The sequence below is a fragment of the Ignatzschineria larvae DSM 13226 genome (assembly GCF_038500265.1).
GTDB lineage: Bacteria > Pseudomonadota > Gammaproteobacteria > Cardiobacteriales > Wohlfahrtiimonadaceae > Ignatzschineria > Ignatzschineria larvae.
Genome location: NZ_CP150637.1, coordinates 1,703,259 through 1,720,486 on the forward strand (window position 1 = coordinate 1,703,259; position 17,228 = coordinate 1,720,486).

Here is a 17,228-nt window from a genome sequence, read left to right on the forward strand (position 1 = left end):
CGTTCCTTTTACTGTCTCTGTTAATGTCGCTTCTGTAGTTGATCCTTCTTTTATAGAGATAACTACCACATTATCCCGCGCTTCAGTAATCTTATTACCAAAGGCATCATAAAGCTGAACAGTCAACGTAGAAGTCGTTGTACCATTCGCCACAATCTCTACAGGATTTGCTGTTAATGTTGATTTCGACAGATCAGCATCGCCTGCAGTATAAGTCACGGCAATTGTTGTTCCGTTTTGACCTGGGTTGTTGTTAATTGTAAATCCAATATTATCAACACCCGCTTTTTGTGATTTCACTGTCGCTTGATAAGCGCCTTCACCAACATAATGAATCGCTTCTGCTATATGCCCACTAACTACACCTGTAAGCGCAATAGTTCCAGCGATCTCACTATCAAGGTTATTACCTTGACCATCTTTTAACTGAATAGTAATAGTTGTGAATTCTTCATCATCTGCAACAATCGATAATGGATCTGCTGAGATTTCTGATAATGAGTTACTCACATTACCCGGCACATAAGTAATGGGTGCCGTTTTTTCACTATTACCTGCAACACCCTCAAGGGTAAAGCCCACATTTTCAGTTCCCGTCTTCGTTGAAGTAATGATACCGGTATAACTTCCGCCTTGGAACGTTAATGCATTATTCTCCGCATTTAAGAGATTACCGATTTCAAGACCCACTAACGTCACAGACCCTTTATTGTCTGTAATAAGATTTTGATTTGCATCGCGCAATTGAACTGTAACATTTGCTCTCGCTTGTCCATTTGCTGTAATTGAGCTTGGATTGATGACAATCGTAGACTCAACAAGACTCACCTCACCTGCAACATAAGTTAAATCTTTCTTCGCACTACCTGCTGCACGTGAATCTTCTGTTTCACCAAACTCATAGCCTAAATGATCAACTCCGGCGACTATTGAGGTCACTGTAATCTGATATAAACCATTCCCAACATGGGTCATTTGAAGTGAACCATCTGCCGTCTTACCTTTCTCTAATCCTGTAAGGTATACAACACCTGGCATCTCTTCTGGTTTATTTTTATTTGCATCAAGTAACTGAACTGAAACAATCGCTGCATCTGTACCATCCGCTACAATTTGAATAGGCGCTACATCAAGTGTTGATTCTGTTAAGCTAATTCCACCTGTACGATAAGTAATCGTCTCAGTGTTAACACCATCCCCTACGTTACTAATGTTATATCCAAAGGTATCACTACCTGTAGTATCAGATGTAACCGTTACAATATACTTACCATCACCGCTGTAGCTTAATTGCCCATTATTTGCAACTGTACCCACAACAGCACCATTGGTTGTCAATGTAATCACGCCATTACTCAACGGTGTTTTAATGTCATTACCATGACTATCTTTTAATTGGACTGTTACTGTTGATTCAGCTGTACCATTGGCTTCAATTGTTTTTGGATTTGCTGTGATTGTAGAGGTTTCAAGGCTCACTTCACCTGGATTATATTGAATATGCGCAGGCGTTGCAGACGCAGCTGCCCCGTCAAGTGCAAAATTCACTTTATCCGTTACATTCGCAACTGTTGATTTAATTGTCGCTGTATAAGTACCATCTTGATTATCGACAACATCTGTTACAGTACCTTGAGTACCCGCACCATCATTGAAGATCAATGTGACTGTACCATTACTTGCACGAAGGTTGTTACCTTGTGAATCTTTTAACTGTACAGTAATTGTTGAAATTTCTTCACCATTCGCAACAATCGCTGTTGGATTTGCGGTGATGGTTGATTGATTAAGATCCACAGGGCCTGGGATAAAGTCGATACTCGCTTTCTCTCCTTGACCTGCTTGTGCTGAACCATCAACAGTCACTTCAAAGTTAATGTCGTTATTCAAGCCTGCTCTTACAGAAGTTACTTTAAGCTCATAACGACCTTCATCAATATAAGTCGCAGCCACTTTCTCACCGGCTTGAACTGGCAATACTAAACCTGTGATTGAAACGGTTCCAATATTAGAATTCAAGTTATTACCTTGCGCATCTTTCAGTTGTACCGTAATAATTGAGAAATCATCCCCATCAGCTACAACTTCATTTGGCACTGCAACAATAGTCGATTGACTCAAATCAACGCTACCTGGCGTATAAGTAATATTATCAGTTTTACTAGAACGTTCACTATTCAAGCTAAAGCCAAAGGTCTCATTCCCTTTCACTTTAGAAGTTAATGTAATCGTAAATGTTCCATCATTATTATTTGTAACTGACTCTGCTAAATCCCCTTTCGTACTACCTGCAGCCTCTGTTGAGAAAATTTCTACAGTATAAGGATTCCCTTCAAGATCAGAACCAGTTGTTAATTGATTATTATTTGCATCAAACAACGTTACAGTAATCGTTGCTGTATCAGCACCATCCGCGGTAATTGATTTCGGCTCAATAGCAATTGTTGATGCATCTTTATTTGCAGTACCCGCAATATAAGTTACAGATACAGGACCTGCGTGTTGCTCGCCATCTAATGTAAAGTCAAACTCATCTGAACCTGCTTTTTCTGAACTTACTTCAGCAGTATAGCTACCATCATCATTTTTGTTTGTAGCTGTCAATGTACCAATAGTACCATCTGTTTTTACAAAATGAATTTCAACAACATAGGGTTCCTCTGTTGTCGGATTAAGACCATTGGTAATAATATTATTTTCGGCATCGTATAGCGTTACTTTTAATATCGCTTTCTCTTTGCCATCTGCTGTAATTTTCTCTGGATTCGCTTCAATTTTCGAATTAGTTAATGAAGCTTCAGCAGCTACATATGTAATCGGCTTTGATTGAGAAGAGGTTGCTGCATCTACCGTAAATGTAATAGCTTCGCTACCAATCACTGTTGAGCTCACTTTAGCAGTGAAAGTACCATCTTCATTATCTTTAAATTCTGTAATAGAACCAATTTTATTAGCATCATCTACAAAGTGGATAGAAACATCATATTGAGTGCTATCTCCTTTAATAGAATTCGCCAATTGGTTATTATTTGCATCGCGTAGTGTAACGGTTATTGTTGCAAAATCTTCGCCATTTGCCGTAATTTGTTCTGGTGCAACTTCAATAACACTACTTTCTATTGATACAGCTCCTGCCGTATAACTTACTAATGCATTACCATTACCAGCTTCACCATTTACAGTATAACTAAATGATTCTTCACTCCATGTCTGATTTGATGCAACTTCGATGGAATGAGTCCCATCATTATTATCTGTCGCCACAACTCTCGACACTGTTGGCTCTTGACCAACGAAAAATCCTTTATGATCAGATTCATTTGTAAAGTAAATTTCTACCGTATCGCCGCCTGCTAAAATTGGCTTACCATTTGAATCCACAACTTGTACTGTAATGGTTGATGTGCTTGAACCATTGGCTTCAATACTTGGTGGCTCCGCTACTATTGTTGATTTATCTGGCGCAGGAACAACGGTTGTATTAGTAATACTACAACTGATATTGTCGCCATTTGTAGGCGTGATCGAAAACGACTTCCCACCCCCTGATGGAAGTACTGTTTTACTTGATTTAGCACTATTCGTACAGCTGATCGTAGCATCATAACGATTTAAACGAACTTGATCATTGCCCGCCATTACTTCTGTTAATATGTAAGTTTTACCACTCTCTAAAGTCAATGGTTTAATTTCTGCCGAAGTTTCTGTGCCCACCGTAGTTGCTGAATGAGCGACAGTCTCTCCATCTTTAATTTGAATCGTAAACTGATCTTCCGCTTTATAACGATTGCCTACTTCTTTGGTGAACCCCAAACGAGGACCAAGCGAATTTGTCAATGTACAAATGATCGCTTTCCCTTCTATAACCGATGTACCGCTCACCGTTAATGAGCCATTAGTTAGAGTAACATCAATAGGACGATTATCTATCGTACATTCCGCCTCTATTAAATTCCAACTTGGGTTTGATTCGCTCGTTTGTGTGATAACAATATCTTGCCCAACCCTTTCATACACATGAATCGCTTTATCTCGTACAGCTTGATCTTCTTGTATCGTAGTGATACTCGACTCAGATACAGAAGGCGTAATAGTTGAAATGTTCGATAATTTGTAATGGAAAGTATCTGTACCTCCCAAAGATTTGGTGCGTAGATAGATCGCACCACTTGCTAAATATAATTCATTATAATCTTCGACTTCCCCATCAATCGCCCAAGCTTGACCATCGAGCGCTGCTGCTTGAGAAGTTGCAGTTAAACCATCACGCGTACTAACCCTAAATCGAGCCGATGTTTTATTTAAAATATTGACGCTGCCTGCTGGCACGGTGTACTTAAAGTTATAATAGCCATCGCTTGATATATTTTGACCAATATCAAATGCAGTTGGGTATCCTGTTAAAGAACCTGAGTTTCCCCAATTGATCCAACCGCCAAGATGCCCTAATGCTTTCTGAGCACCAGACACTTTCACTCTCAAGTCATAAGTATTTCCCACTAGAAATACAGAAGCTTCCTCATCATTGGCTAAAGGAACGTAATCACCATCAATGTTTTTATATTCAACCCCATCTGGGTTTTGCCCATTGAGAAATACCTTGTCGCCCAATCGTAAGAAATTCAGATTATCATCGAGTTCTCCGCTACCGTTAACACCAGGTGCGATATGATAAACAGGTGATGTTCCACTTGTAGAATTATTTTTAACAGCCGTTAATGCAAAATTAGCATAAGCAACCTCTTCATCACTATTCATTATAACACGAGTTCGAATATAAGCCTTTTCTACACCTATTTTGAGAGCCTCACTATAATTCAAATTATTCCCTCTACAGAACCCATCCCCCATTCGCGCCGAAGAAACACCTTCCGCATTCATACAAAAAGGATCAACAGGGTTCTTCACGGGATTATTACTTCCTGCCCAAGTTTGAACCGCAGGGACCCCATCTATTTCAGGCTTTGAAATTACGATATTAAATTCAGAACCTTTTGTAGAGTCAACAAGAAAGGAGTATTGGCCATTAGAGTCAGTGCGTGTTTCACCAACATATTCATCCCCTCGCCAAATCTCAACAGCAATATCAGATAAGCCTTGCATTGAATCTGTTATATTCCCTAAGCCTTCTTCATCCTTATATACCCGCCCCCTAATGACGGGTGCGACTTGGCAACTCGCAAGATCAAAAAAATTAATTGGCGCGCTCCCCTGATAAATAACCTCCCCTGTTAACGTATTAAAAGTATATAGCCGATTACCATCATAAGTCACATAGAGAAGACCATTAAAAAAGCCCATTCCAAAAATATTATTAGCATAACCGACATTTCCAAAATCCGTGATAACAGAATAAAAATAATCCTGAGTGAGTGGTGAACCACTAGCGTCTCTTGGGATTTCAACTTTCACTAACTTGGCATTATTTCCGTTCCGAGCAATAATATACATATTACCCTCAGCATCAATCGCGTTATCGGTTCCTGTATACCAACCTCGAAGATCTTCGTTTAACATTTTCCAACCTGTATTCCAAGCTGTAGCACCCGTAACAGGATTCCAAATACTAATAACCTGGCTATAATCAAAGCCAGTTTGACCTTCGTAACCGATTCGACTAGATGTAGCTCCTGTAAAGTATATTTCTCCAGTAAGCTGATTCATTTCACCACCATCTCGATAACGATTTGAGGCCCAGCTAACTATATGTTCGGTTATATTAGATTCTCCAGACACTTGTTGATAGAATGTTTGGGGATTTCTATTATTATCCCAATTCCATCCCCACATAGACAAAGGCTTACCTGAACTTCGGCCTCCTTCTGCCCCTAAAGCGATCGTGCTCATCATTCGAGCTGGATTCGATGTAGCTAGCCGAGTATAACCCGTTATTTTCTTCGTCAATGGGTCTATATGTATCTCATATAAACCATTATTTTCTGCCCCACCATAGAGCTTTTCACACGAATAGAGATTGTTATGCGGCTGAATTGGAGTAACCTGAGCATAGGAAACTGATGCAAACAATACAAAAAATAACATTAATAACACATAGAATATACTCTTAGCCCTAGACAGACTAAAAAATGATGTTCTTCGACACAGACCATTTTTCAAGACAGTATTAAAACTAGACGAATTAATTTTCATATATTTTCTCAAAATCCATTTTCTTAAAGGAACTACATTCATCGGGTTACAAGCTTAATGAAATTCAGTTCAAACCAAATGACACAACAGAGTGTTTTCAACACAAAAAGGCACTACATTGTTTAATTACTAAAAATAATATCAAATTATTATGCATGACGGTTTTACAATCACGTAAATTAACGTAAATAAACATTTTTTATAAACCTTCTGCCATTATCTAGCATTTCCAGAAAAAATACTTCCATAAATATATAAAATATTTCACTAAACAGAATCATCGATTCAGCCTTTAACTACAACATATACATAATATTGATGCTCTATAGCCCATATAAGGAGAATACATCCATGTAATTTCTGAATAAGCTATTAGAAAATTCATACTGATGAGATAATAAACAGATAGTGATTTAAAATCCTCTAGATGCTTTCTCGAGGGAGCTTTTGAGAATATATTGTATTTTGATAATAAAAATCATAACTGCCCTAGATAATGCTGTCTAAGCTATTATCTAGAATAAAAACGGATTAAATTATAGTGAAATTGGTTTTAAATTATTAAGTGAAAATATTTGCTAGCTTGTAAGAACCTTCATCCTATAATGATTGGGACTTTTCTTAAACCGGAATGACTATAGTATAAATAGAACTAGGGACTGACATAGATAACACCTTTTAAGGTATTATTTATGTTATGAGAAAAAGTAGACTAAGCCAACAAAAACAGACTAAATTAATGGAGCATTTCATCGCAGGAACTACTGCTCGATGTGTTGCTGAAATTGTCGGTGTTAATCGTAATATAGCGATTTATTATTATCATCGTTTACACCTCTTAATATTTGCTTATCACAAACAATTTGAAGCGAAGTTATTTGATGGAAAAATTGAAGTTGATAAATCTTATTTTGGTGGGATTCGCAAAGGAAAAAGAGGGCAAGGATCAACAGGTAAAATCCCCGTATTTGGACTGTTAGAGAATAGGGAAAAGGTTTACACAAAAGTTATTCCTAATGCTAAATCAGAGACACTTATTCCGATTATTGAGGGAAAGGTAATTCCTGATCATATCGTGTATTCGGATTCTTTTAAAAGTTATAATGTGCTCGATGTGAGTGAGTTTAAACATTATCGAATTAATCATAATAAACGGTTTGCAAAATCACATAATCATATTAATGGTATTGAGAATTTCTGAAATCAAGCCAAACGATATATGAGAAAATTTAACGGTATTCCTAAAGAGAATTTTGAGCTATTTTTAAAGGAATTTTGGTGAAAATTTAATATTCCTAATTATAAAGAGCAACTAAGCCAGTTCAAATCAAGGGTTAAAGGTAATTTAAACTAGCTTATCTATGTCAGCCCTAGGAAGAATATACTTACACGACAGTTTATCAAGAAATGAATTAAACAAAGTACTAACGCTTAAAAAAATTGACCAACTTCATTCCCACTAGCATCGCAATCACAAAGATCACACCTTCCCATAATCCGCGACCTAACAGAACAAAGGCGGGGCCTGGGCAAATTCCCACTAATCCCCAACCGACACCGAAGATTAAGCCGCCAACAATCAGATCTCGGTTGATTTTACTATTCATCGGGAAATTTAGAGGATCACCGGTCAATGTTCGCTTTAGGCGACGGGCAATGACTACACCTATAGTAGATACCGCTAAAGCACCCACCATTACCCATAAAAGCGCAGGATTCCAATCCCCGAAAGGATCTAAGAAACCTTGTACTACCGCGGGGTTCGCCATTCCTGAATAGAGTAATCCTAGACCAAAGAGAAGCCCTGATACAAAAGCGATTAATAGACGCATCTTAACCCCCCATCAAATGTTTTAAGACAAACACAGAGACACCGCCGGCAACCATAAAGATCACTGTAATCACTAATGACCCTGGTGCTAAACGCGCAATACCGCAAACACTATGGCCACTCGTGCAGCCTGAACCCATTGCTGATCCTACGCCGACTAGAAGCCCACCGCCGATTAAAAGTGGTAATGAGGAGGTCACTTCAACTTCAGGTAATGCGCCAAAAATCAGATAATAGATTGAAGGTGACAGTAGTAAACCAATCATAAAGAGCACGCGCCAGTCTGTTATTCCTCGGCGACTTAATAGGTTAGTCGCAATACCGCTCACCCCCATAATACGCCCAAGGCCAAGCAGAAAGAGCGCCGCAGCGAACCCAATAAAAAGCCCGCCAATCAGAGCGGGTTATGAAAACAGTGACATAAATAAATACTACTCCCTAGGACAAAATAATCGATAAATAACCTCAAGTAATATGAGTACTTTAGGATCTTCCACTGAATAGTAGATCCACTTACCATCTCGACGGGTTTTAACAAGATTATCTGCTCGTAAGACGCCTAATTGCTGAGAAAGTGTCGGTTGTTGAATGCCGGTAATCTCTTCTAGCATCGATACGGTATACTCCCCTTTGCTTAAATGACAAAGTAGCAGTAGCCGATCTTCATTACCAAAACGCTTTAAAAATTGCGTTGCCTCCCATGCACCCTTTTGCATCTCTTCGATATCCAACTTTTTCATTTCTCTTCCCTAAAGATGAACCCTCATATTGCTCAATATAAATCCATCCATCATTATATATAAAAATAATCTATTTAAAAGTAATTTGTAACAATCAACCACTTCTTATGAACCAAGCTCTGTTTCTAATAATATCTACAATAGATATCACATTAATACTATATAAATAGTCACATACCATAAATGCGTCTTCACTAAGTCACATTCTATACATTTTGACTCTCTAATCCTGTACTATTTAAGATTCTAACGGCTCAAATAATGCGATATAAGCCTCATATCCTTCTTCTGCCAATTGATCTTTTGGAATAAAGCGTAATGCTGCCGAGTTAATACAATAGCGCAACCCACCGAGTTCCTGAGGACCATCTTCAAAAACATGCCCTAAGTGGGAGTCTGCGGTTTGACTCCGAACCTCGGTTCGATGATAACCATAAGAGAAATCCTCGTTCTCAATAATCTCTTCTTCTTTGAGGGGTTTCGCAAAAGCAGGCCAACCACAGCCGGCATCAAATTTGTCTTTAGAAGAGAATAGTGCTTCCCCTGAAACGATATCCACATAAATCCCCTCTTCAAAATGTTGATCATATTCATTCTTGAAAGGTGGCTCTGTCCCATTTTCCTGAGTGACATAATATTGCATCTCTGTTAAACGTTTTTTTAAATCATCTTTTTTATGCGTCATACCGTTTTCCCCTTATTAAATTTTAAGCTATTTCTGATAGTCATTGATCAATAGATCACTGGTTTATCTGAGTTTCTATGTAATAGCACGATATACTCATGCCTTCGGTAGACTTTACAATATTTTAAATAACAATAAAACACTCTATCAGCGTCCTTTCAATTTATATTTTTTGTTAATTTTCAAAAAGTAACGCAACAACTATTTGAAAATAAAACATATACTATATTATGAGGGTTCATCCGTAGAATCATAAAACAATCCCTACAATATCCGTTATACTTTGCTTTTAATTTCTATTTTTATAACGCATAAATATGCGAAAGGAGAATACATGCTCATAATCGATGTTCGTACACCACATGAATATGCCCAAGGCCATCTTGATGGCGCCATTTTAATTGAATATCAAAATATTATTGATGAGATCAGAGATTATGTCGATGATAAAGAGACACCGATCGGACTCTATTGCGCGGCCGGCGCACGCTCAGGTATCGCCGCCTTTATGTTAGCGCAACATGGTTACACGCATGCCGTTAATCTAGGTGCTTATAGCGATCTTCTACAACAATATCCCAAAGCCAGTTTAATCACTGACCTATGAAATGATTATCCTCAGTTCAATAAGCCATTAATCCTCTAAGAAGAATCTTGAAAGTATCAGCGCACTATCGTAACACCATAACAAATATCACTAAATAGAGCAGCTGATTGTACGTCTCTTGCCCTCTATTTTTAATAGTGAATCGTGACTAACACAATCGTTGAAAATAAACGTGATATACTAACAGCGCCTTTATGCACGTTATCATTTTGATAATACAACAATGACATAAGAATCATGAGTCAATACGGCATTTTTATCTATTAAAATTATATTGTGCAAAAACTTGTAATCCTCGGTGCGTAACATCACTATGGAAATTCATACATTCTTACCACTTAAAGAAGAAATATAATTAATCGACTATGAGTATTTTCATTACGATCTTTGTGATTATCTTATTAATAGCGCTCTCGAGCTCTATCTATAAAATTCTCCCATTTAATCTCCCTCTCCCTTTCATTCAGATCATCTTAGGGGCGGTAGTTTCATGGCCAAATAACGGCTTTCATGTCACCTTTGACCCTGAGCTCTTTATGCTCCTCTTTATTCCGCCATTACTCTTTGAAGATGGACGGAAGATGCCGCTACGGGAATTTTTTCATTCAGGTCGGGAGATCGTTAGCTTAGCACTCGTCTTAGTCTTTGTAACCGTTGTGGGTTTAGGTTATGTAATCTACTTCTTTATGCCGGAGATGTCGCTGCCTGTAGCGTTTGCCTTAGCTGCAATTCTTTCGCCAACGGATGCCGTTGCACTCTCAAGTATCGTCGGTAAAGGTCGTCTTTCTCATCGGTTAATGCAGGTGCTTGAAGGGGAAGCGCTGATGAATGATGCCTCTGCTCTGGTGTCACTCAAATTTGCCATCGCCGTAGCGCTTGGTATTACTGCGCTCTCAACGGCGCATGATTATGCAATGCTCAGCCTCACTTTCCTTAAAATGGCAGTAGGCGGTATTTTAATCGGGATCGCTTTTACCTGGCTCTATGTGCAATTTATTCTCTTCTTAAGCCGATTACAAAATGATGAGATGGGATCGCAAATGATTCTCATCATGCTTCTCCCTTTCGGTTCTTATGCTATTGCCGAATTATTAGAGTTCTCAGGGATTCTCTCAGCGGTTGCAGCCGGTATGACCTTAGGTTATTCTAAACTCATGCAAAATACGCCTGTTCAAACGCGTATTCGTGCCAATAATGTCTGGGGATTACTTGAGTATCTACTGAATGGTGCGGTTTTCTTGATGCTTGGCTTACAGATCCCCGGGATCTTTGAAAATGCTTATTCCGATGCCCTTGTTGACCCTTCAACCACCTTTACCACGCTCTTAGGCGATATTGTTCTTATCTATCTTGCACTTCTGTTACTACGCTTTTTATGGGTCGCATTACTGCGTCTATTAAGTCCTTATACGCCTTTCAAAAAGCCAATGTCATTTGCTTCAATGACTTTTAAAGAGCTACTCATTCTGACCTTCTCGGGTGTTCGAGGAACTGTCACCTTATCAGCGGCACTCTCTATTCCGCTACTAATCTCTACCAATCCCGACGTACCTTTCCCCGCTCGTTATCAAGTGATCTTCTTATCAGCAGGGATTATTATCCTCTCTCTTGTCACTGCGGCTTTAGTGCTTCCTATTTTATTACGGAAGAAAAAATCAGCCAATGATGTCCATGTAGAAGTTGAAAATAATAAAGAGGAACAAGAGATTCGTTCTGAAATCGCAACAGCGGCAATTGATGCAGTGAAATCTACTGCCGAAACCTTACTTAATAAAGCGATGAAAGAGCAACAAATCGCGGCTAAAGCCAAAGAAGATCAGAAGCAAGAGACCGATATCGTATCGGAAAATACTGAAAAGAGTGAAGAAGAGCTCAATGAAGAGGCCACACTCTTTATCTCTCAAATTATGAATCACGTAATCAGTGAAATTGAGCAAGTCAATCATATGATCGAAAAAACCAAAGAGACTGATGCTATTGAGGTACATATGCGCCTTGCTGCTGTTCGTGCCGAGCGCAGGAAACTCTTTGAGTTAAAATCTAAAAATCGTTTGAGTGCCGAACTCTATGCGAATCTACTCTATGAGTTAGATCTTGCAGAAGCCCTTATTTTGGGAAGATCCCCGATCCATCCAAACAATTAAGGCCTGCCCCCTTATCATAAGAGTTCAATCCTCCGTGATTTTCATGATAAACAACCCATGATGATCACCGAGGATTTTTTATCCTACTTATATAGTGAATTTGGTTTAAGAAAAGTAGTTTTTAAGTAGCTAGTGTGGGGTTTTAAAAGAAGATCAAACCGTACTCAACAACACTTCAAGATGCCGGATAGAACAGCCTCCTCGCCTAGATCAGCTGATGCGCCGGCATTTGGATAAGCTTATTTTGAACCGATATTACTATATTTTATGCTACTTATAAAAAAGATCCTCAAGGTAGTGTATTGAGGATCTTAGATCGATTATTCATTCATGAACTTTTATGAATGAAGTTTTATGATTGAACTATATAATTTCACTATATCATAGAGTTATATAATTAAACTTCACAATTAATAGCGCGCATCTTTTGGCTTTTTACCATTCGGCCAGTCGTTGACTTTACCTGGGAAATCAGGTCTTGGTAAGTGGGTAAAATACTCAGAGACATCTACCGCTTCTTGGTCGGTTAATACATGACCTTGTCCCCAAGCGCCCTCTTTCTGTACCGCCATTGGCATATTGTATTTCACAAAGCTAGCTGCTTTATAAGTTCTCGCCATACCGGCACCGATATTGAAAGATTCAGGCCCCCAAAGTGGTGGGAAGATCAAATTTCCTCGTTTATCCTTAAGCCCTTCCCCTTGATCACCATGACAGGTTGCACAATGTTGCTCATAAACAAGGCGGCCATTTTCAGGATTTGGCGTTAACTCTTCGATAGGTCCGGCATTCACGACATCCACTTTCGCACCTTTAGGTTGCGATTGACTGAGCCAATCCATATAAGCGATCATCGCTTGCATCTCTCTTGACTCAGGATTCAGCGGCTTACCATTCATCGAACGTTGGAAGCAGCCATTGATACGACCGACTAAATCTACCATTTTGCCAGAACGTGGCATCACCTTCGGATATTGATGGGAAGTTGTAAGGTATGGCGCACCATAATTCGCCTTTCCTTCAGCAATATGACAACTATTACAGTTCATCGTTGCGCCAGTATTTTCAGGTAACATTCGCTTAGTTTCATTTAGCAGTAATTTCCCATACATAATCTCTTTCGCATTCGGTTCTTTTAAGATCTCAAGATCAGAGGGTACTGTATACCAACCAAGATCATGACCCTCTTGATCCACCATTGCAAAGCGCTCAGGATCAGCTTCTGCTAAGTTCACTGCCATCGCTTGAGCGCCTATCATCATCACCCCTGTTAAAAGCGATAATAATAATGAACGTTTAAAACCCTTCACCCGAGTGAATGTTGCTTTTGCACGCTTCGTTAAAGTGGTGCCGTTTTTCATCACATTTTTACGCATATTGATAATCTCCCTAGTTTAAAGTGATATTTGGCGCTTTATTGCGTAAGAATTCACGAATCTCAGCCACCTCTTCTGGCTTAACTTCCGGCGCTGTGTTATTCCAGCTATTACGAATAAAGTTGATAATCGTAGCCACCTCATCATCACTTAGATGATTAAATGCCGGCATCGTAAATGCCATACGATCTGCCGGTGTATCTGGCATTTTGCCCCCTTCTAAGGTGACTTGAATCACTGAATGAGCGTTATTGGCTAATACCGCACTATTGAGATTCAGGGCTGGAAATATCCGAGGAACACCATCACCATCGGCTCGATGGCATGCATAGCAATGTTCAACATAGAGAATGGCACCAGGATCACTATATTCACCTGAGAGCAGTAGATCGGTTGTTGTATCCTCTTTCTTTGGTAACTCTAACATCTTATTAGGTGCCGGCGAGAGTTGCTTTAAGTAAGCCGCCGTTGCATTAAGATCCTGATCACTCCAATATTGCGAGCTATGTTGTACTACATCGGCCATTGCACCAAAGGCAATCACTTTATCCGTACGACCTGTTTTTAAGAACTCCACAATCTCAGCTTCATCCCATAATTTCAAGCCTTGCACTTCGCCACGTAAGCTTTTTGCACGCCAACCATCAATCACAGCTCCTGAGAGATAGAGATTTGAATTGTTCGATAATGCTTTCTCTTCATAAGCAAGACCACGCGGCGTATGGCAAGCACCACAATGCCCAGGTCCTTCGACAATATAAGCCCCATGATTTTCAATATCACTCAATGCAGGATTAGGTTCAAAATCCCGAATCGGAGAGAAGAGTAATTGCCAATAAGCCACCGGCCAACGCATACTCACAATCCATGGGAATGTGGTCGGTGCATTTGCTTTCTTCACTGCCGGCACTGCTTCCATAAAGTAGGCATAGAGCGCTTCCATATCTTCATCCGGCATAATGGTGTACGAGGTATAAGGCATCGCCGGATAGAGTGGCGAATCATCTTTACGAACCCCATGTTTTACCGCATTAATAAATTCTGTGAGCGAATAGTTACCGATCCCTGTTTCCGCATCCGGCGTAATATTCGTTGAGTAGATTGCCCCGAAAGGTGTTTGCATCGCAAGACCACCGCTATATTCAGCTTCACCCGGCACTGTATGGCAAGCTGCACAATCTGAAAGGCGGGCAATATATTCACCACGCGCGATCAGTTCATCATTGTATGTAATGGCGGTCGCATTATCAGGTTCCGGGGCTTTACGGGATTTCACTACTAATGCAGCGCCCGCATAGACGGCGATAAATCCTATCACGCAGATAGCGATTAGCCAGCTAATGATTTTCTTCATAATTTTTCCTTCTAAAAGTACACAATAACTTATTCAATTCCCGTCAAACTCTCACTTTAAACTTGCTTTAAATTTGCTTTGGATTTTTAAATCTCTTGCTTGCAAGCTTTTTGTAACCTCTTCTTTTAATTTTTATCTTGTTTTTTATCTTAGTTTTTATTTTTGATATTAATAATTAGCTTTTAAAACCCATAATTTTCAATATTTCTAGTTAGCAATAAAATCATAATTATGGCTCAATGAGTTATGAAACATACCCTAACCTCTTGCAATACCATTATTGAAACGTGGCATCACTACATTCCCTATAGGTTTTATTCAAATATATCGAATATGTCGACACATAGTACACTGCCTTTATCAATCAAAAGATGACTTTAGTCAAATTAATAGAGCAAGAAAATATAAACCTTTTTTTAAACAAATTATTTTTATAAAAACAATAGAAGTTTCATACCATTAAACTCATACCATAAATGAGAATCGTTCTTTTTGAACAAAATAAAAAGCTGATTTTTTCACATTTATTTTCGAAATTTTCGATGATCTTAACCCTTAAATATCGTTATAAAGCGACTATAAAATCACTATCATAAATAATTAGGAAAAAAGAGATATTGCCTAAAGGACTTATGCGCTTCAATTTGATAAAATTCGTAACATTCGACATAAAGATGCCTTATAGATTCACAATAGAACAACTCAAGGAAAACAATATGACTCAACTTACCGCATTTAAAGCCTATGATATTCGAGGAAAACTCGGAGAAGAGATCACCGAAGAACTCGCCTATAAAGTAGGACGTGCTTATGCAGAGATCTATCAACCGAAAACGATTGCTGTAGGCGCTGATATTCGGCTTTCAAGCGAAACATTAAAACAAGCACTCATTAAGGGATTAACTGATGCCGGCGTTGATGTACTAGACCTTGGGCTAACCGGCACTGAAGAGATCTACTTTGCAGCGGCTAATTTAGATGTTGGTGGCGGCATTGAAATTACTGCAAGTCATAATCCGATTGATTATAACGGTATGAAACTGGTTCATGAAAATGCCCGCCCCATTGGTATGGCTAGTGGCTTACAGGCCATTCATGATTTAGTGGTTGCCGATCAATTCACCGAGAGCACACACAAAGGTGCTGTTAAACAATACGATATTCTCCCTGAATATGTTGCGCATCTTCTTACCTATATCGATCCGAAAGTCATTCGCCCACTGAAATTAGTCGTTAATGCCGGTAATGGTGCAGCAGGTCATGTAATCGATGCTTTAGAAGCGCAATTTAAAGCCCTCAATATTCCGTTAGAGCTGATTAAAATCCATCACGAACCCGATGGCACCTTCCCTAATGGGATTCCTAACCCTCTACTTGTAGAGAATCGGGCCGTAACACGAGATGCAGTTCTTGCTCATCAAGCCGACATAGGGATCGCTTGGGATGGCGATTTTGACCGCTGTTTTCTCTTTGATGAGAAAGGGCAATTTATCGATGGCTACTATATTATCGGTCTTTTAGCCCAAGCTTTTCTCTCACAAAGCCCGAATGAAAAGATTGTTTACGAACCACGTCTTGTCTGGAATACCATTGATATTGTGGAAAATATGGGTGGCACACCTGTACAGTCAAAATCAGGGCATGCCTATATCAAAGAAGTAATGCGTCAAGAAAATGCCATTTATGGTGGGGAGATGAGTGCTCATCACTATTTCCGCGATTTTGCTTATTGCGATAGTGGTATGATTCCTTGGCTCTTACTTGTTGAATTGCTTTCAAAAACAGGCCAACCGCTCTCAGAGCTCGTGGAAGCGATGATCGCTCAATTCCCTTGTAGTGGTGAGATCAACTTCACAGTTAAAGATAGCAAGGCGACCATTGAAAAAATCCTACAACATTATCGGCCACAAAACCCTAAGCTTGATACTACCGATGGTATCAGCCTTGATTTCGGCGATTGGCGCGTCAATGTCAGAAGCTCAAATACAGAACCTCTACTGCGCCTCAATATCGAAACCGATCAACGGAAAAACCCTAAACCAATGGCAGAGTATATCGCAGAAGTGAGTCAACTGATTACAGGGTAATCTAAAGCTCATCTCTCGCTTATCTGCCACTCAGATTACAAAGGTTATTTTAAGCTCTAAAAAAGGACACTCATTGGATTTTGAGTGTCCTTTTTGATGTCTCAAATTTGGTTTAAGAAAAATGGTTTTATAGTAAATTTGGTTTAAGAAAGATGTTTTTTAAACAGCTACTATGGGGGTTTAAAAGAAGGTAAAACCGTACTAAACAACATTTGCAGGATGCCGGATAGAACATCGTCCTTGCCTCGATCAGC

Annotated in this window: 10 protein-coding genes and 1 pseudogene (1 of these 11 only partly in view); 4 read left to right on the top strand and 7 right to left on the bottom strand. The window is 39.3% G+C overall.

Annotation, left to right across the window (positions count from 1 at the left end):
* Positions 1-5,850, bottom strand: partial view of an Ig-like domain-containing protein gene (locus WMO13_RS07040; protein ID WP_342386825.1) — the 5' portion only. 22,485 nt of this gene lie to the left of the window's left edge; the window shows 5,850 of its 28,335 coding nt (coding positions 1-5,850); it begins with the start codon at positions 5,848-5,850; the stop codon falls past the left edge of the window.
* Positions 5,851-6,847: 997 nt separating this feature from the next.
* On the opposite strand from WMO13_RS07040, the pseudogene WMO13_RS07045 reads away from it, so the two are divergent.
* Positions 6,848-7,504: pseudogene (locus WMO13_RS07045) on the top strand (IS1595 family transposase).
* Between the two features lie 70 nt (positions 7,505-7,574).
* On the opposite strand, the gene WMO13_RS07050 reads toward WMO13_RS07045, so the two are convergent.
* From WMO13_RS07050 to msrB, 4 genes are all read right to left on the bottom strand, one after another.
* Positions 7,575-7,982 (bottom strand): YeeE/YedE family protein, encoded by a 408-nt coding sequence (locus tag WMO13_RS07050; RefSeq protein WP_026879251.1) that lies wholly within the window; start codon positions 7,980-7,982, stop codon positions 7,575-7,577.
* A gap of 1 nt (position 7,983) precedes the next feature.
* Positions 7,984-8,316, bottom strand: coding sequence for a YeeE/YedE family protein (locus tag WMO13_RS07055; RefSeq protein WP_156923281.1), 333 nt, complete (start codon positions 8,314-8,316; stop codon positions 7,984-7,986).
* Positions 8,317-8,412: 96 nt separating this feature from the next.
* Positions 8,413-8,697, bottom strand: coding sequence for an ArsR/SmtB family transcription factor (locus WMO13_RS07060; protein WP_245601171.1), 285 nt, complete (start codon positions 8,695-8,697; stop codon positions 8,413-8,415).
* 262 nt (positions 8,698-8,959) lie between these two features.
* Complete coding sequence (gene msrB, locus WMO13_RS07065) at positions 8,960-9,406, bottom strand: peptide-methionine (R)-S-oxide reductase MsrB (protein ID WP_026879249.1); 447 nt, start codon at positions 9,404-9,406, stop codon at positions 8,960-8,962.
* Positions 9,407-9,740: 334 nt separating this feature from the next.
* On the opposite strand from msrB, the gene WMO13_RS07070 reads away from it, so the two are divergent.
* Both WMO13_RS07070 and WMO13_RS07075 read left to right on the top strand, forming a co-directional pair.
* Positions 9,741-10,013: a rhodanese-like domain-containing protein gene (locus tag WMO13_RS07070; protein WP_051396277.1), complete on the top strand. Its 273-nt coding sequence runs from the start codon at positions 9,741-9,743 to the stop codon at positions 10,011-10,013.
* 365 nt (positions 10,014-10,378) lie between these two features.
* Positions 10,379-12,157 (top strand): Na+/H+ antiporter, encoded by a 1,779-nt coding sequence (locus tag WMO13_RS07075; protein ID WP_026879248.1) that lies wholly within the window; start codon positions 10,379-10,381, stop codon positions 12,155-12,157.
* Between the two features lie 410 nt (positions 12,158-12,567).
* On the opposite strand, the gene WMO13_RS07080 is transcribed toward WMO13_RS07075, so the two are convergent.
* A complete protein-coding gene (locus WMO13_RS07080) occupies positions 12,568-13,419 on the bottom strand; it encodes a c-type cytochrome (protein WP_051396278.1) in 852 nt (283 codons plus the stop codon).
* Positions 13,420-13,546: 127 nt separating this feature from the next.
* Positions 13,547-14,887: a c-type cytochrome gene (locus WMO13_RS07085; RefSeq protein ID WP_026879246.1), complete on the bottom strand. Its 1,341-nt coding sequence runs from the start codon at positions 14,885-14,887 to the stop codon at positions 13,547-13,549.
* 716 nt (positions 14,888-15,603) lie between these two features.
* On the opposite strand from WMO13_RS07085, the gene WMO13_RS07090 reads away from it, so the two are divergent.
* Positions 15,604-16,974: a phosphomannomutase/phosphoglucomutase gene (locus WMO13_RS07090; protein WP_026879245.1), complete on the top strand. Its 1,371-nt coding sequence runs from the start codon at positions 15,604-15,606 to the stop codon at positions 16,972-16,974.
* Positions 16,975-17,228: the final 254 nt, after the last annotated feature.